Source organism: Paenibacillus sp. 01T424 (assembly GCF_056398745.1).
In genome coordinates this window covers 53,706-75,596 of sequence record NZ_JBFTPZ010000010.1, presented here as the reverse complement: position 1 = coordinate 75,596, position 21,891 = coordinate 53,706, and the positions used below count along the sequence as shown (strand labels likewise).

Annotated in this window: 15 protein-coding genes; 14 read left to right on the top strand and 1 reads right to left on the bottom strand. The window is 43.2% G+C overall.

Annotated elements, in window-relative coordinates:
* The first annotated feature begins 4 nt into the window (after positions 1 to 4).
* Together AC1DPK_RS10660 and AC1DPK_RS10655 are read left to right on the top strand one after the other, a co-directional pair.
* The gene (locus AC1DPK_RS10660) at positions 5 to 1,204 is read left to right on the top strand and encodes a ZIP family metal transporter (RefSeq protein ID WP_477510271.1); all 1,200 of its coding nucleotides are present in this window, start codon (positions 5 to 7) and stop codon (positions 1,202 to 1,204) included.
* Positions 1,205 to 1,230: 26 nt separating this feature from the next.
* Entirely contained in the window at positions 1,231 to 1,413 is a 183-nt protein-coding gene (locus AC1DPK_RS10655; protein ID WP_076269692.1) for a twin-arginine translocase TatA/TatE family subunit, read from the top strand.
* Positions 1,414 to 1,473: 60 nt separating this feature from the next.
* Here AC1DPK_RS10655 and AC1DPK_RS10650 read toward each other — a convergent pair whose 3' ends face one another.
* Complete coding sequence (locus AC1DPK_RS10650) at positions 1,474 to 3,612, bottom strand: heavy metal translocating P-type ATPase (protein ID WP_477510270.1); 2,139 nt, start codon at positions 3,610 to 3,612, stop codon at positions 1,474 to 1,476.
* A gap of 249 nt (positions 3,613 to 3,861) precedes the next feature.
* On the opposite strand from AC1DPK_RS10650, the gene AC1DPK_RS10645 reads away from it, so the two are divergent.
* From AC1DPK_RS10645 to AC1DPK_RS10590, 12 genes are all read left to right on the top strand, one after another.
* The gene (locus tag AC1DPK_RS10645) at positions 3,862 to 4,881 is read left to right on the top strand and encodes a response regulator transcription factor (RefSeq protein ID WP_477510269.1); all 1,020 of its coding nucleotides are present in this window, start codon (positions 3,862 to 3,864) and stop codon (positions 4,879 to 4,881) included.
* Positions 4,882 to 6,675 carry a cache domain-containing sensor histidine kinase gene (locus AC1DPK_RS10640; RefSeq protein ID WP_477510268.1) on the top strand — a complete coding sequence of 598 codons (1,794 nt, stop codon included), beginning with the start codon at positions 4,882 to 4,884 and terminating at the stop codon, positions 6,673 to 6,675. It abuts the gene before it with no gap.
* A gap of 129 nt (positions 6,676 to 6,804) precedes the next feature.
* The gene (locus tag AC1DPK_RS10635; protein WP_477510324.1) at positions 6,805 to 7,725 is read left to right on the top strand and encodes an ABC transporter permease; all 921 of its coding nucleotides are present in this window, start codon (positions 6,805 to 6,807) and stop codon (positions 7,723 to 7,725) included.
* Between the two features lie 13 nt (positions 7,726 to 7,738).
* Positions 7,739 to 8,608: a carbohydrate ABC transporter permease gene (locus tag AC1DPK_RS10630; protein WP_441910687.1), complete on the top strand. Its 870-nt coding sequence runs from the start codon at positions 7,739 to 7,741 to the stop codon at positions 8,606 to 8,608.
* Positions 8,609 to 8,725: 117 nt separating this feature from the next.
* Positions 8,726 to 10,330 (top strand): type 2 periplasmic-binding domain-containing protein, encoded by a 1,605-nt coding sequence (locus AC1DPK_RS10625; protein WP_477510267.1) that lies wholly within the window; start codon positions 8,726 to 8,728, stop codon positions 10,328 to 10,330.
* Complete coding sequence (locus tag AC1DPK_RS10620) at positions 10,323 to 11,438, top strand: glycoside hydrolase family 88 protein (protein WP_477510266.1); 1,116 nt, start codon at positions 10,323 to 10,325, stop codon at positions 11,436 to 11,438. Before AC1DPK_RS10625 ends, AC1DPK_RS10620 begins: the two co-directional genes overlap by 8 nt.
* Before the next feature lie 193 nt (positions 11,439 to 11,631).
* Positions 11,632 to 13,824, top strand: coding sequence for a family 2 glycosyl transferase (locus AC1DPK_RS10615; protein WP_477510265.1), 2,193 nt, complete (start codon positions 11,632 to 11,634; stop codon positions 13,822 to 13,824).
* Between the two features lie 25 nt (positions 13,825 to 13,849).
* The gene (locus tag AC1DPK_RS10610; RefSeq protein ID WP_477510264.1) at positions 13,850 to 17,008 is read left to right on the top strand and encodes a hypothetical protein; all 3,159 of its coding nucleotides are present in this window, start codon (positions 13,850 to 13,852) and stop codon (positions 17,006 to 17,008) included.
* Positions 17,005 to 18,054 carry a HEAT repeat domain-containing protein gene (locus tag AC1DPK_RS10605; RefSeq protein ID WP_477510263.1) on the top strand — a complete coding sequence of 350 codons (1,050 nt, stop codon included), beginning with the start codon at positions 17,005 to 17,007 and terminating at the stop codon, positions 18,052 to 18,054. The genes AC1DPK_RS10610 and AC1DPK_RS10605 overlap by 4 nt, the downstream gene beginning before the upstream one ends.
* 36 nt (positions 18,055 to 18,090) lie before the next feature.
* Positions 18,091 to 19,521 carry a glycosyltransferase family 2 protein gene (locus AC1DPK_RS10600; protein ID WP_477510262.1) on the top strand — a complete coding sequence of 477 codons (1,431 nt, stop codon included), beginning with the start codon at positions 18,091 to 18,093 and terminating at the stop codon, positions 19,519 to 19,521.
* Positions 19,522 to 20,022: 501 nt separating this feature from the next.
* Positions 20,023 to 20,952 carry an ABC transporter permease gene (locus tag AC1DPK_RS10595; RefSeq protein ID WP_372239018.1) on the top strand — a complete coding sequence of 310 codons (930 nt, stop codon included), beginning with the start codon at positions 20,023 to 20,025 and terminating at the stop codon, positions 20,950 to 20,952.
* Between the two features lie 18 nt (positions 20,953 to 20,970).
* Entirely contained in the window at positions 20,971 to 21,879 is a 909-nt protein-coding gene (locus AC1DPK_RS10590) for a carbohydrate ABC transporter permease (RefSeq protein ID WP_477510261.1), read from the top strand.
* The last annotated feature ends 12 nt before the right edge of the window (positions 21,880 to 21,891 follow it).

Below are 21,891 nucleotides of genomic sequence, written 5' to 3'. Positions count from 1 at the left end.
CGATGTGCAAAGTGAAATAATAAATAAAAAGCTGGGTAAAAAAGCAGTCTGGCTGCTTGGCATAATGCCCTTGCTGCTACTGGCTGGCTTGATTTCTGTTATCGCTTCATGGGGTACAGGTGTAGAAGAACAGCAAGCGGCTCCGATTGAAGTGCTCAATTTTGAACGTATTATTTTGACGGATGATGGATTTGAAGTTCGTATACTTAATTCTGGGCCAAAGGAGCTGACGGTTGCTCAAGTTGTTGTCGATGATTCTTTTTGGAATGCTTCCTACTCACCTAGTTCTACGCTTGAGAGATTCGGCAGCTCGACGATCTATATTCCTTATCCTTGGGTGGAGGGAGATCCTCATCAAATTAAGCTTATCACCTCTAACGGACTAATATTTACAGGGGATGTACCTGCTGCAATGAAAACGCCAACTGCCGATACCAATCGATTTCTACAATATTCACTAATAGGTTTTTATGTCGGTATCGTTCCAGTTGGGCTGGGATTGTTATGGTATCCTTTTATGCGTCGCTTCTCAAGCAAAGGCATTCAGGCGGTATTGGCATTTACAGTTGGACTTTTATTTTTTCTTGCTGTGGATACCATACAAGAAGGATTAGAGCTTGGTGCGGAAGCACCCGGCGTATTTCAAGGCACAGGCCTAGTCTGGTTCGGAGCGGCATTAAGCTTCTTATTCCTCATAGCCATTGATCAGACGAAATCCAAAAAGGCAATCCAGCATAATGATCCTGGCAAGCAGGTATCCTTCAAAATCGCGAGTGGAATAGGTCTCCATAATCTCGGTGAAGGGCTTGCGATAGGTGCTGCTTTTGCCGCGGGTGAGGCTGCGCTTGGATCCTTCCTTATTATTGGGTTCACGCTGCATAACATTACTGAAGGGATTGGCATAGCGGCGCCGCTTTTAAAAGCAAAACCAACGTACAAGACTTTCCTCGCATTAGCACTCTTAGGCGGCGGACCTGCTATTATCGGAACGTGGATAGGTGGATTTGTCTTTAATCAAACGCTGGCGGCCTTATTCTTCGGTATTGGCGCAGGGGCCATTATACAAGTTATTTATGTCATTTTTAAAATGATTGTTAGGGATGCAAAGGCTGCAGAAGCACCTGCCGTTTCGTGGCTCAATTTCTCAGGTTTAACACTTGGCATTTTGCTGATGTATGTAACAGCTTTGTTAGTTAACTTCTAGAACCAAACGGGAATGGGGAGTTCAGAATGCCGAATATAGGTGTTGCAGGAATTGTATTGCTTGTGATTTTAGGCTTGCTGCTGTTTGGACCATCCAAGCTGCCTCAGCTTGGGCGAGCGATTGGAACGACGCTGTCAGAATTCAAAAAAGGGGCAAAAGGACTGATAGACCCGGATGAAAAACCCGATCAGCCGAAGGAGCGCGAATGATCAAACAAGCGAAGAGCCGTCAGCATAATGCTAACGGCTCTTGTTTATTTGCGTATGAATTTAATCTGCACGCTTTTTTCGTTCAATTAATATGGTCAAGCTGACAAGTGTAACAAATATAGTCGCTCCCATATCGGAGAGAATGGCAATCCATAAGGTGAGCCAGCCGGGAATGGTAAGCAATAATGCGATTATTTTCAGTCCGAGCGAGACGCAAATATTAAAGCGGATGACGCGATTGACCTTTTTGGCAATGGAAACGGCTTCGGGCAGCTTGCCCAAATGATCCTGCATGAGGACGATATCGGCTGTTTCAATTGCACTGTCTGTTCCTTTGCCCATCGCAATGCCGAGCTGCGCAGAGGCTAGAGCAGGAGCGTCATTAATACCGTCACCTATCATCGCGACATGGTGACTTGCTGAAAGCTCTTTAATTTTCTTCACTTTATCTTCCGGCAGAAGGTTGCCATAAAACTCGGACACCCCGACGGCGGAAGCGACTTTCTCCGCTGTCTTCTGATGATCTCCGGTAAGCATAATGGTACGCTTAATTCCCAGTTTGTGTAAGGATGCGATTACAGACCGGCTTTCCTCGCGAATTTCGTCTGAAATGCCAAACATACCGAGTACTTGCTGATCGTCTGCCACCAATACAAGAGTAAGACCGTCATTTTTTAATTGTTCTATGCGATTTTGGACAGAATCCGGAATCGTAATATGCTCGATGCTTTTTTCATTTCCAAGCCAGTATGCAAAGCCGTTAACCTTCGCTTTAATTCCCCGACCTGATATCGTTTGAATTTCATCCGGTTCTGGTATTGTCATATTTCTGCTCGCTATTTCCTTCATAATCGCTTTCGCCAGCGGGTGGGAGGATGATTTCTCGATTGCTCCAGCTGCTTGGAAAAACCGTTCTTCATCATACGCTTCCAATTTGGCAACATGCGGTTCGCCTTTTGTTAACGTACCTGTTTTGTCAAAAGCAAGCGTGTCGATCTTGCCAAGCTGCTCTAGAAATACGCCGCCTTTGACGAGTACGCCGTTCCGTGCATTTCTTGTAATGCCCGAAACAATAGCAATTGGCGAAGAAAGAATTAAAGCGCAAGGGCAGCCTACAATTAATACGGATAAACCTTGATAAAGCCATGTAATCCAGTCTCCCTGAAAGAGGAGCGGAGGAATAAGGGCAACAAGTGCAGCAACAATCATAATGAGCGGCGTATAATATTTAGCGAATTTATTAATGAAAAGCTCCGTTGGCGTTTTGGTTTCCTGTGCTTCTTGAACGAGATGAAGRATTTTTGCCAAGGAGGAATCCTTGTATGCTTTATCAATTCGAACGAGAAGCAGCCCTTCGTTGTTAATGCTTCCGCCGTAAACGGGTTCTCCAGCTTCCTTCTCAACCGGCAGCGATTCACCTGTGATTGCCGCTTCATTCACCGAGCTTTTTCCTTCAGAGACGATGCCGTCCGAAGGGATTTTTTCGCCGGGCTTAATTTTTACAAGATCGCCGATTTGAAGAGAAGCAATCGGAACGATAATCTCTTGGCCATTTTCTACTTTTAAAGCTTCCTTAGGCGCAACTTGAAATAAAGCTTCCATGGAGCGGCGCGCCTTTTCCATACCATAACCTTCAAGCAGCTCATTTAGTCCAAACAAGATGGCAACGAGAGTAGCTTCTTTCCATTCACCAATGGATACAGCTCCGATTAACGCAATAGTCATTAAGGTATCGATATTAAACTTCATTTTAATTAAATTTTTAAGTCCGCGGAAAAATGTGGTGTAGCCACTAATAATCGTTGCGGCCAAATATAATAGAATGACTGCTTGTTTGTCGAGCACGCCATCAAGGAATAATGCGGCAACATAGATGATGCCCGATACGATGAGCAATTTGAGCATATTTGAATGGCCTTCGGAATGACTGTGATCGTGATCATGATCATGATCATGTCCAGCATGATTATGAGAACTATGATCGTGTCCCGTATTCGCTTCCGAGCTTGCTTCGATATAGGCATTGTCTGACTTTAAAATTTTCTTAACTGCAGCCATGGAAATTTGCGGATCAACCGTTAATTTTCCTGAGTTGTAGCTGAGCTTTGCATCCGAGCCATGTTCCAATTGCTTAATCTCTTCCTCCATTCGGAGGGCGCAGCCACCACAAGAGAGTCCCTTTATTCGATACTCATTCATAAGACATCCTTCTTCCAGTTGAATATATGAATACTTGTTCATATAATATGCAATTCCAACATTTATGTCAAACGTATTTTCTCCATTCCGCTATAAATTCATGTAAACACCATTCGGTTTGTTAGAATCCGTACACATCTGAACGCCATAAATTCAAGTAGACAAGGAATGGTAATTCCAATAGTATGAAACCAACGTTGTTATCATAAAGGCAAGCGGCTAGCCAGTATTTCAATCGGAGGAATGAATATGCATATATTGATCGTGGACGATGAAATGATCATTCGTAATGGCATAAAAAATATGATGCTGTCGTACAGCAAGCCATTTACAAGCATCCGTACAGCTGAGAATGGGGAGCAGGCTTTAGCTTTCATTGCTGAGTATCCCCCCAATATCATCATTACGGATATTCGGATGCCAAGGATGGATGGACTGCAACTTTGCAAGCGCATTCATGATATCTATCCCTATATTAGAGTTGTTGTTATTTCCGGTTTTGCGGAGTTTGAATATGCGAAACAATGTATGGCGTACGGTGTGAAGGAGTATATGCTTAAGCCCGTTGTGAAAAAGGACATTCATGAAATGCTGGATAAAATATTGCCTGCTATGGAAAAAGGTGTCGTTGCGCCGACGCACTCGAAGAAATGGCTCGATGAGATGACGGAGCATATTTGGCAGCTGCGGTTGCCCGATTTGGATAAATGTTTGGATGATTGGCTTAGCTATTGCGCAGAAAGAACAGATCATCCACAGCAGTTAAATGAGCTATTGGAGGATTCCTTTCAAGCGGTATTGGATCGATTGCAGGACAAGGGTCATCAGTACACAGGGATTGCTGCCGCTGCTATAGAGAAAAACACTTTAACTGATGGAAAGCAAAGCTTTCGCGACAAAATCCACTCTGTAACGGATGAGCTTGCTTTGCGCAGAGGCGGTTTTAAGGATTTAATGACAGAGGTTAGAGCTTATATCGAGAAGAACATTGCGAAGGAAGTCACGCTCGAAGAGGTTGCCAATCTGGTTGGCCTGACGCCTAACTATTTTAGTTTGTACTTTAAAAAAACGACAGGGGTCACCTTCGTGAACTACCGAATGACCAAACGAATAGAAGCAGCGGAGCAGTTGCTCGCGCAGCCTCATTACCGAATTGTCGATGTCGCGCATGAGATCGGCTACGAGGACTATTCTCATTTTGCAAAAACCTTTCGGAAAGTGAAGGGCATCACGCCAACCGAATTTCGCAGCAAGCTGGGGATTAAATAAATGATGAAGCGGCGAAAGGGACTATTTTTCCGGTTGTATATGTATTTCATCATCGTCATCCTTGTACCTTTATTTGTTCTAGGCGTGTACACCTACTATGGAGCGACAGAGAGACTTCGCGATCAGGCGGAGGCGAACATGGCACAGGTCGTCAACATTACGTCGCACCATTTGGAACAATATATTCGGAGTTATGAAAACTCAACGTTGTCGCTGCTTACTAATTTGGATATTAAAGAGTATTTGGATGTGGCGCCGGAGCTCAATTATGAAAATTATTTTTACTCATCCAGAATCAAGACGTATGCCTTTGAACCGATATTGATTCGTCACCCTGAGGTGCTCGCTTTGTACGTCGTCGGAAAGGACGGACGCTCTGTCGGCGTGAATAATAATGCATCCCTCGACTTTACAAGCCCCTCTGCCAAAAAATATGTAGAAAATCTATTCTCAGACATTCCAGATAATGGCCAAATCGTCATTTTGAACGATAGCATCAGCTCCGTGCAGAAAGGCCAATCTATCACGCTTGCCCGTAAAGTAAGAGGACTTCGGTCGATGGATTATAAAGGTGTTCTCGCCATTGAGATCAAGAGCACGGAGTTATCTACGCTTTGGAAAGGCATTGATTTAGGTCCCCAAGGCTTATTTCATATTGAGGATCGGCAGGGAGAAGTTGTTTACCATACCGATTCTAGCAAGATTGGCCAAAAGCTGTCCTCTCAAGCGAAGCGTGAACTGCCAGAAGGGAAGGCTGTGTCCTTCATAAGCAAGGAAGCCGGGGAAGAGAGGTTTACGATTGCCCGCCATTCCAGCTATACGAATTGGGATTTGCAAATATCGATTCCGATGAAGGATTTGCGCCAACCGATCATCGGCATTCGAACGAACATTATATGGATCGGCTCTGTAACATTGATATTAGGGCTGCTGATTGCTTATCGGTTCAGCTACTCGATCACAACGCCTATTCAAAAGCTTAGACGCGGCATGAAGCAAGCGGAGAAAGGGGACTGGACCCGAATTCCGTTAAATGGAAAGCAGGATGAGGTGGACGAGCTAGTTGTAAGCTACAATTCTATGGTCAATAAATTATCGGACCTGATCGAGCAGGTCTATACAGCGGAAAGCACCAAACGTGAAGCGGAGCTTGAGCGGCAGAAAGCAGAGCTGCAAGCGCTCCAGCTGCAAATTAATCCTCATTTTCTGTACAACACGCTGGAGACGATTGTTTGCTTCCCCGCTGTACAGGATTCGGATGAGGTATCGGAAATTGTAAAAAACATGGCTTATATGCTGCGCTATGCTGTCCAAACGAGTTTGGAGGAAATTACGGTCGTCAACGAGCTGAAGCATGTGTTGAATTACATGGCGATACTGAAGCATCGGTTCGGCAAGGAGTTCGAGATCGATGTGGAAATTCCGCCAGATTATTTGCTGAAGAAGATGGTCAGGCTTACCCTTCAGCCCATCATCGAAAATGTGTTTCAGCATGCTTTTTTTGAAGGCATCGAGGACAAGCATCGGATCGAAATACGGACGGAAGAGACGGAGAGCTTTTTTGTTGTGTCGGTTAAAGATAATGGCTCTGGTATGAGCGAATCTACCCTGCTGCAGCTTCGAAGCCGCTTGGAGACGAAGAAGCTGACCGAAGTGAAGGAAGGCAAGGGAGGAATCGGCGTCCTGAATGTCCACCGCCGCATTCAGCTCGTATTTGGCGACGCATACGGATTAGAGATAGAGAGTGAATTAGCAGTCGGAACGGTCATTCGAATGATCATGCCCAAATCGTAAAAAAAACCATACCGACAAAGATGGCGCCATCGTAGAGCTCTGTGCCATAGTGTACGATTGTCGTACAAACTATGTAAGGAGTTGACTCCGATGGCTAAAAGCAATATTTCACAATCTGAGCCCGGCCTCATGCTGTTTCGAACTGGAAAGGAACGGTGGGCTTATTTAAATAAGTATAAAGCGTTATATTTTCTATCCATCCCAGGCATTCTTTATTTCTTATTATTTAAGTATGTACCGCTTTTGGGTTCGGTGATGGCCTTTCAAGACTACAATATTTTCAAAGGTTATTTGGGAAGCGCATGGGTAGGGTTTGACCATTTTCAGCGCATGTTTCATTATCCTGACTTTTTGCGCATTTTGAAAAACACGCTCATTCTCGCATTTTACAGCTTAGGCTTTTCGTTTCCGATTCCAATAATTCTTGCCTTACTTTTAAATGAGATTCGCAAGGTGTTCTTTAAGCGGACGCTGCAGACGATTATTTACATGCCGCATTTTCTATCGTGGGTCGTTATCGGTGGCATCGCCATTGAGATTCTATCGCCGCGAAGCGGGTTTGTAAACAATATCATTACGATGTTCGGCTTTGATCCGATTTACTTCATGGGGGAAGAGTCGTATATCCGAACGATACTGGTTTCCTCTGGCATATGGAGAGACGCCGGCTGGGGAACGATCATTTATTTGGCAGCACTAACGAGCATTAATCCAGATTTATACGAGGCTTCAGAAATGGATGGAGCGACGCGCTGGAGACAGACATTGTCCATTACTTTGCCCGCGCTTATGCCGACCATTACCATTTTGTTTTTGCTGCAGATCGGCCATTTCATGGATTTTGGATTTGAAAGAGTTTCGGTATTTCTGAACACGCTTAATGCGGGTAAGGGGGAGATTTTGGACACGTATATTTATACAGTGGGCCTTCTCGAAAGACAATATAGCTACACGACAGCCATCGGTCTATTTAAATCCGTGGTCGGACTTGTCTTAATTATGACAGGCAACACACTCAGCAAGAAGATGACTGGTGAAGGTTTATATTAAGGAGGAGACCCCCATGGTAAAAATAAGCACCGGACAGCGTTGGTTTAACGTGTTCAATTATATTTTTCTTATCGTACTTGGCTTAAGCATGATTTTGCCAATCATTCATGTCGTAGCGCAATCGCTCAGCAGCAATGCAGCAATCAACACGGGCAAAGTTTATTTATGGCCGGTCGAGCCAACGCTGACCAACTTTAAGGCGGTTATTGGGGAGAAGCTCATTTGGCGGTCGTTTGGCATTAGCGTGTACATTACAGTTGTAGGGACACTGATTAATTTGGTGATGACGGCAACACTGGCTTATCCGTTGTCGCGTGCCGAATATGTATACCGCAAGCCTGTATTAATTATGGTTCTTCTGACGTTAATTTTCACTGCACCGCTTATTCCGAACTATTTGCTCGTAAAAGAGCTGGGTCTTCATGACACGTTATGGTCATTGATGCTGCCTGGAGCAATAAGCGCTTTTAATTTGTTTGTTATGCGCTCGTTCTTTATGGGACTTCCAACAGAGCTGATTGATTCATCACGAATCGACGGCTGTGGCGAGATGCGGATTTTATGGAACATTATTTTGCCGCTGTCAAAGCCCGTTATGGCGACGCTCGGTATTTTCTATGCGGTATCGCACTGGAACAGCTATGCGAATGCGCTCTATTATATCAACGATAGATTGTTGTACCCGCTCCAAGTAAGGCTGCGGGAATTTATTATTACGGACAGCTCCTCCATTTCTGCGCCAGCCGAGGATGCCTTATTGTCTTCACCGGAAGGCATCAAAATGGCTGTCGTTGTCATTGCAACCATCCCGATTATGATGGTATATCCGTTCCTGCAAAAGCATTTTACGAAAGGAATGATGGTCGGATCTGTAAAGTCATAGGCAACGTAAAAAAAACCATTGCACCATAAGTTAACACATATTAACCATTTTTTGAGCGTGATAAGCTTTGTCTATTAAAATGAAAGCGTTATAAATTTGATGAGAGGGGATCTGTTTATGAAAAAAAGAATGCTTAGCATATTGTGTGTTATTCTCCTTACGGGTCTGCTCACAGCTTGTTCGGAGTCAAACAACAAAGTAGAATCGACAACTAGCCCAGCACCTGACAAAGAAACAGATGTGACGGATAAGCCAGCAGAGCCTACGAAATTTTCGATCGCAAGAGGCACGTTAGCTTTGAAAGCGGTGGAATCGGTAGAAGACATTAATAAAGACAAGTGGGTTCTGGAGCTGGAGAAGCGGACAAACACCGATATGAATATCCAGCTGCTTCCGCATAAGGATTTTAAACAAAAGATTTCACTTATGTTCGCAGGCGGTGAATTGCCGGACGTACTGACTGCTTATCAGTCTATGACACCGGCAAGCAAAGATATGAAAGGCGCAGTAGAAGCTGGACTGTTCATGCCGCTTGATGATCTTCTCAAATCACATGGGCAAAACTTGCTTACTGCTATTCCGAAAGAAGCTTGGGATGAAGTAACCTATCAAGGAAAAATCTACTCCATTCCGCAATACTTAAGTGTACAATCTCGCCGTGCAACATTTGTACGTGCTGACCTTCTTGAGAAAGCTGGAATTGGGGCGCCAAAAACGATTGATGAGCTGCTGCCTATGCTTCGTGAATTTAAGAAGCTCGGCATTGAACAACCGTTTGGATTCCGTGAAAACTTCAAATATGCCGACTTCATATTGGGAGCGTACGATGTGCTTCCTTACAGCACGATGTATGAGAAACAAGGCGACCAAATCGTTCCGAAATTTTTTGATTCAGAGAACATGATGAAGGCGCTGGAAATGTATAAAGCGATGTACGATGAAGGTTTGATGGCCAAAGATTTTGCAACGATTACAGGTGCGATGTGGACGAAAAGCCGCGACGCTGGAAATCTAGGCATTTACAATGCCAATGCCAATCAACTAGGAATCTACCAAGGGGAACTGACAAAGACCGTGCCTGACGGAAAGCTTGAGATGATCGCTTCACCGACTGGTCCAGACGGCAAAGGCGGTATGATGCTTTACAACAAGACGCTTGAACAATCGTATTTGAACGCGAAGATGGATCAAGCAAAAGCAGAAGCCATTGTCAGCTATTTTGATTACATGGTTAGCGCAGATGCGAATACGTTCTTTACCTTTGGCAATGAGGGTGAGACGTATACGAAAGAGGGCGACAAAGTAAACTACACGGTTCCTGCTGACGAGGAGCAGCGCTATTCTGAACAACGTCGTGACTGGTTATGGCTGGTTAAAGACGGGGCCTTCAATAAGGATAGACTTCCGCTGGAAACGAAGGGCGCAGAAATGATGAATGGTTTTGAGAAGCTGTTGCCTAACGAGGGACGTGCCGGCGTTTTCTTTGATCCCGACCTAGACAGCTATACACAATTCCCAGACTTGGCTCCAAAGTTTGACGAGCCGTCTAAGTTCATCCTTGATCACATGGTCAAAATGATTTACGGCAAAGAAAATATTGCGGATTGGCCAAAGGTTATCGAAGAGTGGAAAACAAGCGGCGGCAATGAAATTATAAAAGAAGCTACAGATCGTTTTAACAGTAAATCAGGCGTTGTGGTAGGTCCAGATGCTAATGCTTGAATCTTATGATTTTACAAAGGTGTTTGCGATGATTGTGCAAAAAGGAGAGAGCATGCTCCAGCAGATCGGAGATAAATCACCGCATGCTGCAAAGGCCGACGGCATTTATGACGATATGAGGCATGATTGGTGGACCTCGGGATTTTGGCCCGGCATGCTGTGGATTTTGTACGATATGACGGGAAAGGAAGCATATAAGAATGCGGCCTGGGGCTGGGATGAGAAGCTGGAAGCTAAAATGATGCAGGAAAACAATTTTCATCATGATGTAGGTTTTCAATTTTTACCGACAGCAATCATTAAACATAAGCTGACTGGCGATGCCGATGGGCTGCGCCGCGGATTGTTCGCTGCTAATTTCTTAGCAGGCAGATACAATATGGCTGGTCGATTTCTGCGGGCTTGGAACCAAGATAAGGTTGGCTGGTCCATCGTTGATTCATCTATGAATTTATCCTTGTTGTTTTGGGCTGCCCAAACGACCAATGATCCACGCTTTAAGCATATCGCAAGGGCGCATGCCGACACGGTTGTAGAGCATTTCATTCGCGCGGATGGATCGGTTAAGCATATTGTGAGCTTTGATCCGGAAACAGGCGAGTTACTCGGGGCAATCGGCGGGCAAGGTGCGGGAGCGGATTCCGCTTGGAGCCGCGGAGCAGCATGGGCTCTTTACGGTATGGCGAATACTTATCGCTATACGGGCGATGAAAAATATTTGCGTGCCTCGCAGCGAGTAGCGAACTTTTTTATAGCTAACTTGCCTTCTGATCACGTACCGCACTGGGATTTTAGAGCTTCGGAACATAGGGCAGATGAACCAAGAGACAGCTCAGCTGGCGCTTGTGCAGCATCCGGCCTCTTGGATCTTGCTTCGATGCTGCCAGTTGAGGAGGGGAATGTTTACCGTGATGCAGCTGAACGTATGCTTATATCCCTTCATGAGAATTATGCTGCATGGGATCTGCCGAATCATGAGGCAATCTTGCTTCAAGCAACGGGAAATCGTCCATCGGGTTCGAATGTGAATGTTTCGTTAATCTATGGCGATTACTATTTTGTAGAGGCGGTCGCCAAGCTGAACGGTTGGAAAAATCATATCTTTTAAACAGCCATTGTTTACAAGGCTGCTCATGAGTTCATTGAACTTATGGGTAGCCTCTTTTTTATGAAATTTTATGATCAAATTGAGAATGATTGGATTTCAAGCCTTTTAAATTTTTAATTGGATATATTTGAGGTATACCGCCGAATAGACAGTGAAACAAATCTATACTTATAATGTTTTCGGGGGGCTTAAAATGAAAATTTCGAGTAAGAACTATATGTATGGTTCAATTATTATCATTATTTTAATCGCTATAGCCTATTCAAGCATATTTATTTTGAAAAATAAAATAAATGCAACAGATCATAGCAACCCCACATCACCAATGGCATCGGAGTATGTAAGCAAGGTGGATGGAAACTCTTTTTATGTTTTGGAAAATGGACAATGGACGAAAACATTTATTAAAGGTGTGAACCTTGGAGCTGGAAAGCCAGGCGCTTTTCCCGGCGAGGTTGCCATTACATACGATGAATACTATAGATGGCTTGGCTATATTTCGGATATGAATGCAAACACGATCAGAGTGTACACGATACAGCGGCCGCAGTTTTATAATGCCTTATTTGATTTTAATCAAAATGCAGTGAAAAATGGCAAGAAGCCTATTTATGTGTTTCATGGCGTTTGGGTTAATGAGAGCGATATAGCAACAATCGATGATGCTTTTGGCAGCAATGACAAGATTCTAAATGATATGAATGTTACGGTAAAAGATACGATTAATATTTTGCATGGCAATCATTATTTGCCAGTAAATAAAGGCCATGCGGACGGCAATTACACCTCGGATGTTTCGAAGTATGTCATCGGATGGATAGTTGGTATTGAATGGGAGCCTTCGCTCGTCGTCAGCACGAATGAAAATAACGCAAAGCGTAGCCATTATGATGGCAAATACCTTTATACCGTAGGTGCATCTCCGTTTGAGGCTTTTCTCACTGAAGTAGGAGATAAGTTGATTGATTATGAAATGACAACCTATAACATGCAAAGTCCGGTTGCCTTTTCCAATTGGGTAACGACAGATCCGCTAAAGCATCCTAACGAGCCTTATAAAAATGAAGATCTTGTAGAAGTAAACGTCGAGCATATTAAATGGCATGACAGCTATAAAGCCGGTATGTTTGCCTCTTATCATGTGTACCCCTATTACCCCGATACATTTAGCTATCAGACCGATTATATTCAATTTAAAGATGCCGAGGGCAATCCAAATCCTTATTTGGCTTATTTAGAGGAAATTAAGAAGTTCCATTCCATGCCTGTTCTTATTTCGGAATTTGGCATTCCAGCCTCACGCGGCAAGGCGCATGAAAATAAAATTACAGGTTTTAACCAGGGCTTTGTAGATGAACAAACGCAAGGCGATATGCTGATGAAAATGATGAAGGATATTCACGGAGCTAATTTAGCAGGGGGATTGGTTTTTTCGTGGCAGGATGAATGGTTTAAGCGAACGTGGAACAACAACGATCTGGATTTGCCTGATTCAAGGCCATACTGGCTTAATGCTCAAACGAATGAGCAGCATTTTGGTTTATTAGCGCTTGATCCTGGCAACGACAAAAGCATCCGTTATATCGACGGTTCGTTCGATGATTGGGCAAATGATACTCCCCTGTATGCTGACGATCATACCAAGCTATACGTAAAAAGTGATGAGGGATATGTCTATCTCATGATTGATGCTGAAAATTATGATTTTAATAAGGACACATTGATCATACCGATCGATACGATAAAGGAACAAGGGAACACAAGCTTTTCACAGCTTGGCTCCACATTTAGCAAGGATGCAGACTTCGTAGTGAAAATTCATGGACCAACGGACTCGCATGTGTTAGTAGATGCCTATTACGATAACTACTATTTTAGATATGCGGTTCAAACGAGTCTCATCGACAAGAACCCATCCTTTCATCATAAGAACACGGGTATTTTCAACTCCATCCGGCTTAGTTTAAATAAAAGCTACGTAGTTCCGCAGCTGAACACGGTCGTTCCTTTTGCAGGATATGAGACGGGGCTGCTCCAATACGGAATAGGCAATCCGGATAACCCTGATTTTAATTCATTAAGTGATTTTTATTATAAAGATGGAAAAGTGGAAATGAGAATTCCGTGGCAGCTGCTGAATGTGATGGACCCATCTCATAAATATGTCATTGATGATATGTTTGCTCGTGGAAAAATATCAAAGCTGAAGGTAGATGGAATAAGCTTTGGCATACAGCATATCAAGACGGGAAGCACGCCGGAAACGACGCAGCAGCCTATAGCAATGGAAGAATATAGCTGGAAGGAATGGGAGCAGCCGACTTTTCATGAACGATTGAAGCCTTCCTATTACATTTTGCAAAAAGGATTTCAAGCGATGAATTAATTCATATATAAAATGAGGAATACAAATGAGAACAAGAAATATGAAAGCTCGCTATATCATTTTAATAGCTTTATTAATTGGTTTATCGATTCCTTTCATCGTTTGGCTGCTTACACCAAGCAAAAACCTTGATGTCGTTGTCATTAATAAAACCTTTCCGACTCAAGCATCTGAAACGAGCGGCATAAGGGAGCTAGATTACAGCAAGCAGCGCGGGTTGTTTTGGATTATGGATCATCTGCGCATAACTAACCCCGCGACGAATAAGGCTTATGACGCAAAGAAGGATTATTATGGGAATTTCCTCGCTGATGGGAAATTAACTGCTGTTCCTTTTGATAAACGAGCTAATGTGCCAGATCTGATCTATATTTCGGATGCGTACGKCACTGGCAATTCAAAGGTGAATGGTGTGGAACCAAAAGGGGTTTCAGGCCTGACGATGGATGAGGTTAGTTTAATAGCTACCAGCTATGCCAAAGGGACAACGGTTATTGGCGAATACAATATTGCAGGCGAGCCTACTGCACCAAACGTATCCAAGGAGCTTGAAGCTATTTTTAACGTCGGCTTTAAGGGGTGGGCAGGCAAGTTTTTCTCGGAATTATCGTCGGCAGAAGATGTACCGAATTGGATAAGAGCAACCTATGAGCAGCAGTACGGAAAAAAGTGGAGCTTAACGGGAGCGGGAATTGTTATTGCGGGCAACAATAGAATCATCATATTGGAGCGCGGTAAAGACTTTACAGGACAATCGATCAGTCTATTCATGACCGAGGCTCATGCTCGCAGCTATCATACGGACACGATTGATTACTATAACTGGTTTGAAATTATTGAGCCAGCAGACGATAAGTCGGTAATCGCATGGTATGACTTAAACGCTACGGAAGCAGGTCAGGAGCAATTGAAGGTCTTAGGGCTAAATACTAGATTCCCAGCAATCATTGCAAATAAATCCGGCAAGAAGAGCTCCTATTATTTTGCGGGAGATTTTAGTGATTATAAGGAACCGGAGAAGATTAAACGGTTTTGGGGTGCTTCTGCTCTATACAAATTATTTAGTGTAAACAGCGAAGGGGATCATTCGTATTTTTATTGGCATTTTTATGTGCCGCTTATGTCCAAGCTGTTGAAGGAAACAAAGCCATTAGATGAAAGCATTACATTCCAGGCGAAAGCAGAGACAGCTTCAAATGGTACACAGCTCGTATCCAAAATAGTCGACAATACATTTTCCGTTTATGAAAACGGAGCTTGGAAGAGCATGTTCGTAAAAGGGATGAATATTGGCACAGCAATACCAGGTATTCCAGAAGGAAGCTTCCCGGAGGATACGGCTATTTATTCAGAGTGGCTTGAGAAGATTGGTCAAATGAACGCCAATACGATACGAGTATACACGTTGATGCCGTCAGGCTTTTATCGAGCGCTTGATATTTACAATACGAATCATCAAGATAAACCGCTGTATTTGCTTCAAAATATATCGCCGAGCAGTGAGCCGCCATCAGGCGACTTGCTGAATCAAGAGTACAATGCAGCCTACAAACAAGCGATTCAAGATACCATTAACGCAGTTCACGGGAATGCCAAGTTAAAAACAAAAGAGGGGATGAACTCCGATCTGTACATGAATGATGTGTCAGGCTATATCCTTGGTTTTTTAGTAGACCCAGGCTTAACCCCTCAAAAGGTAAAGGCAACGGATCAAGCACATCCCTCTTACAACTATAATGGGGACTTTGTTTCATCAGGTTTAGACGCAACGCCTACCGAGTCGTGGCTTGCTTCCCTATCGGATCGTATCTTTCAATATGAGCAAAGTAATTACAACATGCAGCATCCAGCAGCGATTACCAGCATTCCAGAGCTAGATATTCTCGAACATGCTGCATCAAATCCAGAGACGCTCGATGACGCGGTTTCAGTGGATATTAATCATATTGTTATTTCTAGCAAAGTAATTAGTGGATTTTTTGGCGCGTATAATGTCTTTCCCGATCATCCGGCATTTATAGCTGGGGAAACGAAGGAAGCAAAACCTGACTATGCAGGTTATAAGCAGTATTTGGATCGTTTTATGAGCACTCAAAAAAAGTATCCCGTACTTATAAGCGAATTTGGATTGTCTACAAGCCTAGGATCATCGCAAATATCCGCTTCTGGCCATAAGGACGGTCAAAACAGCGAGGCGGAGCAAGGAGAAGGCATCATTGCGATGATGAATATGATAAAGGACAGCGGCAGTATGGGCGGGCTTGTTTACGAATGGGCGGATCAATGGGGAAAAAGCAGCCGGTTTACCTCTTCCCTGATGATCCCTTATGAGCATGGAAGCCTCTGGCACAATGTCATTGATCCTGCTCAGCGATACGGTATTTTAGCGATAGAATCACCTACGCCGACGGAGTATGCCATGACCTTGCGGGGAACAGATCCTCTGCGCACCATTTCTTATGCTGCTAACGAATCTTATTTCTATATAACAGCCGAATTCAGTGAACTGCCGAAGTTTGATCAGAAGAACATTATGATCTATTTGGACACCGTTGACAGAAAAAATGGCGAATATATGCTGGCTCCTGATGTGAATGAAAACTGGTCTGGAGCAGAGCTTAATGTAAGCATTCAAAATACGAAGCAAGCCGAATTACTCGTAATTCCGCAATATAATGCGAGCAAAGGCAGTTATTACACTTCCGTATCGTCTAACGGCATTTATGAGAAAATGATGTGGCAGCTTTCAAAAGCATACCAAACGCCCGAAGGTAAAACGGTTCCCGCTGCTTATGAGGATGGATCAACCTTAAGTGCAGGCAGCTTTGACAACAGCAGCAGCCATTTTTATTTTGAGGGCAAGACGCTGTATCTTAGAATTCCATGGGCAAGCTTGAACTTTACTGACCCGTCCAGCTTGCTCGTATTCGATGATGAGAAGAAACAAGGGGCAATCGAGAACATAAGAGACGGCGTTGCTGTACGAATGACGGATGGCATAGTCGCTTCACTCGTTATTATGGATAAAAAAACGCAGAAGGTCGATTATCAATTTCCCGAAAGCGTTACGTCATCCGGCTACCGAACCTTTACATGGAATACATGGACGAAACCCGAATACGTATCTCGCAATAAGAAAAGCTACGACATGCTTAAACAACTTTTTGCGCAGGAGGATATATGACAAAAGAAGCATCATATTTGCTGCTCATTTCATCAGCGTTATTTTCATTTTTTTTCATATCGATTATCGTCATTTGGTTTTTTCGTTACTTTAGCGAGTCCGCGACTAACCAATTGAAGAAGCAGCTGGAAGAAGTATTCACATCCTACTTTTACACTGAAAATAAAAATAAACGAACGATCGTGCAAAAACTGAACAAAATCGTCGGAAAAAGTGCTAGAAAAAAAGAGCTGTTCATTAATATCGTCATTAACCACGATGCTGATTTTATCCATACTCATCATGATCAGTTGATGAACATATACGAATTAACGGGAACGAAAGCTTTTCTGCTCAAAAGACTGCAATCAAACAGCGTTCATATTCAGTCCTTAGCCTGTCGGCATCTTGGGGAATTGCAGCTCAGAGATACAACGGCATCTATCCTTACGCTTATTTCAAGCAAAAATAATGATGTGATTTATAATATGATGCTGGCTCTTGCGAAGCTTGGTGATTTGGAGGGGCTAGTTCATGTTCTAACCTATGACTCCCAAAATATGAACTTGTCTCATAGAGCTATTATTGAAATTATTTCTGCTTTTGACGGCTCAAAGGAAGAGCTGTTTCGACAAACAATTGATAGAAGTGATGACTATATGAAGGGCATTCTAATAAAAGCGGTTGCTGATTACAGTATTGAAGGCTTAAGCGAGCATTATATTAAGTATTTGAATAGTGAGGATAAGAATCTTAGAATCGCATCGATAAGAGCGCTGAGCGAGCTGAATAATCCAGATTATGAAGCATCTATGCTAACCAAGCTTGATGATCATGATTGGGAGGTTAGAGCTGCTGCTGCTAAAGGCCTTGAGAAGATTGGGACCAAAAATAGTTTAGCGGATTTAGGGAAAACAACAGGCGACAGTGTGTGGTGGGTAAGACATCATGCCGCCAGTGCACTTGTTCTCATTCCTGGAGGTATTGCTTACGCTTCAAGGATCATCGATGGAGACGATAAATTTGCTCGGGATGCCGTGATTAGTGTGATCGAAATGACTTCCTAATGACAACTTAGAAAAACGAGGATGGTTTTTAACAACATGTATATTCTCAGAATGTTTATTATTTATTTCAGCGAGTTTTGTATGCTGTATACGATTGGAATAAACATCTTTTATAATGGGCAAATGCTGATCGCTTCGCTAGATATGTTTAGTTATTTACGAAAAATGAAAGCTTCGGATTATAAAAGATACATTGATTCAAAAAATATGATCCCGATTTCTATCATTGTCCCTGCGTACAACGAGGAGAAAACGATAGTTGATAATATTAAATCGCTGCTCGCTTTAAATTATTTTGAGTATGAGATTATTATTGTGAATGACGGCTCTACCGATTTCACAAAAGAAAAGATCATAAACGAGTTCAATTTAAAAAAGGTAAACCAGCCCATTATGCAGAGCTTGCCTACGAATGAAGTAGCTGGCATTTACCGGAGCAACCAGTACGAGCGATTAATATTTGTCGATAAAATAAACGGCGGCAAAGCGGACGCTCTTAATGCGGGCATTAATGTGTCTGTCTATCCTATTTTTGCATGCATCGATGCCGATTCCATCTTGGAAAATGATGCCCTTATCAAGCTCACGATGTTATTTGTGGAAAATCCCGAAACGATTGCTGTTGGAGGGATCGTCAGAATTGCCAATGGCTCGATCATTAAAGACGGCAAGCTTATGGAGATGAATATTCCGAAAAGCAATATGGCGAAATTTCAGATTATAGAGTATTTCCGAGCTTTCTTGACTGGCCGTACGAGCTTCAGCAAGCTTAATTCCATACTCATTATTTCCGGTGCATTCGGTGCGTTTAATAAGAGGGTCGTTATTGAGTGCGGCGGGTACAAAGTGAATACGATCGGTGAAGACATGGATATTATCGTTAGACTTCATAAGGCGATGAAAGACCAGAAGAGAAAGTACAAAATACAATTTCTAGCGGACCCGATTTGCTGGACTCAAGCTCCAGAAACAATGAAGGATCTAAGAAGCCAGCGGAGAAGATGGCAAATTGGTCTTTTTGATACGCTGATAAGCTATAGGAGAATGCTCTTTAATCCGAAATACGGCAAGATTGGCATGGTGACACTGCCTTATTATTGGATATTCGAATTAATCGGGCCAATTGTTGAGGCACTCGGCTATATCTTTATCCCACTTGCCTATTTATTTGGCTTGCTTGCATTTGACAGCTTTATTACTTTTTTTGTTATCGCGTTTTTACTCGGTACTACTTTATCAATGGGCAGCATCTTACTTGAGCAAATTACATTTCGCAAATACAGCTCGCTTAAAGAAACTTTGCTGCTTGTGCTGTTCGGCGTGTTGGAGAACTTAGGTTATCGTCAGCTTACTGTTCTGTTCCGTGTTGAAGGTATTTTTAATTTTAGAAGAGGCCGTCATTCATGGGGAGCAATGAACAGAAAGAAATTTGTTTCAAGCAATGAGAAAAAAGATAACGATAAGTGATGCTGAAATGGCAATGGAAGAGTAGCTGCGTGCAGATGCGGATGCTCTTTTTTTTTGCAATTGAACGATAGGAAATTCTCTAAATCGGCAACTGCAATAAGAAAAAGGATCAATGGGCTTAGAAACAATGAAAACGCATACATGTTATTCTTGAATAGACCACTCTTTGAGGGGGTTTGGGCTTGTATGGGGGGCGAAAATCGATTGGTAAATCTTGCGGTTGCCGATAAATAGGCGATTTATCAACAAAAATGACACATTTGAGAAGTTATCTGAATAGTCGCAGTAGTTCGCGAATTGATGTTTCCTCATAAATATAAAGCGCTATCATGCGATACGGGAAATGACATATTTACGAGAATTGTTATGTTCCGTATTGTTGTGAATGTAAGCGATAGCATTTCCGAAATTCCTGTCGCTAATCACCAAACAAAAGCAATTATAACGAAACGGGAAAGGAGTGATTTTATGCAGGAAGCAAGTCCAATGAACGCACCAAATATGCTTCCGGAACCGACGAAAGAGAAGAGCAGAATGTGGAAAAGACTCCTTCAAAATTGGGAATTGTACTTATTCATTGCACCCGCATTTTTCTACTTTCTAATCTTCTCTTACGGTCCGATGTACGGCATACAAATCGCATTTAAGAACTTCATACCAACGAAAGGGATTTTCGGAAGCCCTTGGGTCGGTTTCGACCATTTTGTCCGATTTTTTCATTCTTATTACTTTTGGGACTTGATATGGAACACGTTAAGTATTAGCCTGTATGAACTCGCTATTGGGTTTCCGATACCGATTATACTGGCGCTTGCCTTCAATGAGCTGAAGGGTGGTTCCTTCAAGAAAATGGCTCAGACCGTCACTTATGCGCCGCATTTCATTTCAGTCGTTGTTATGGCAGGCATGATCATTACGTTCTTGTCGCCTTCATCGGGAATAGTGACACATCTTATTGAGTGGCTTGGATTTGATGCTCCAGATTTCTTGACGGACCCGAAGTGGTTTAAGACGATGTACGTATTCTCTGGTGTTTGGCAAAGCGCAGGATGGGGAACAATCATATATTTGGCTGCGCTTTCAGGAGTAGACCCGGGTCTGCATGAGGCAGCCATTATAGACGGAGCTTCACGCTTCCAACGGGTGCTTCATATTAACATTCCGACGATTATCCCTACGATGACCATTCTTTTAATTCTGAACATGGGAAGCTTGCTTGGGGTTGGATTTGAGAAGATATTGCTGCTCCAAAACTCGCTTAACATGGGAGCATCCGATGTCATTTCAACCTTCGTATACCGATCAGGGCTTGTCGATGCCCAGTATAGCTTCTCGACGGCGATCGGCCTGTTCAATTCCGTCATTAACGCCATTATTTTAGTGCTTGTCAATCAGATCGTAAGACGCACCAACGAAAACAGCCTGTGGTAGAAGAAGGGGGTATGACCGATGATTTCCGCCGTTAAAGAGTCCGGAAGAGATAAAGTGTTTCTGATATGCAACTATATTTATGTATTTCTCGCTTTTATTGTAGTCGCCTATCCTGTCATTTATATGATTAGCGCTTCGATAAGCGATCCGAAATTGGTGGGTTCCGGCGAGATGTGGCTGTGGCCAAAAGGCATTACGTTTGAAGGTTATAAGAGGGTGTTCCAAAACTCCAGCATATGGACAGGTTACGGCAACACCATTCTTTATACGGTAGTAGGTACGTCGATCAATTTATTCGTTACGCTGCCTGCTGCCTACGCTCTAAGCCGCAAAGACTTTATGGGACGAAACTTTTTTATGGGGATGTTCCTCGTCACGATGTTTTTTGGAGGAGGGCTCGTACCAAGTTACTTGCTCATCAAGGAACTCGGAATGGTGAATACGATATGGGCGATCGTCATTCCTTCGGCCGCTTCAATCTGGAACATCATTGTAGCGCGCACGTTTTTTCAATCCTCTATACCAAAAGAACTGCAAGAGGCTGCCCAAATTGACGGGTGCACCAACCTGCGGCTGTTCGTCAAAATCATTTTGCCGCTGTCAATGCCAATCATTGCCGTTATGGCTTTGTTCTATGGTGTTGGCAACTGGAACAGCTACTTCTCGGCACTCATCTATTTGAATGATGCCGCAAAATATCCTTTGCAGCTCGTGCTGCGGCAAATTCTTGTGTTGCAGGAGATGTCGGCTCAGGGCGGGGGCGTAATTGATGCTTCATCAGCATCAGCTCTTAATAACAAAGCTGAAATCGCTGCGCTGGTCAAATACGCTGTTATTATCGTTGCGACAGCACCGATTATCGCCGTTTATCCATTTCTTCAGCGTTACTTTGTGCAAGGTGTCATGATTGGTTCCGTTAAGGGCTGATTTTGCTCATAA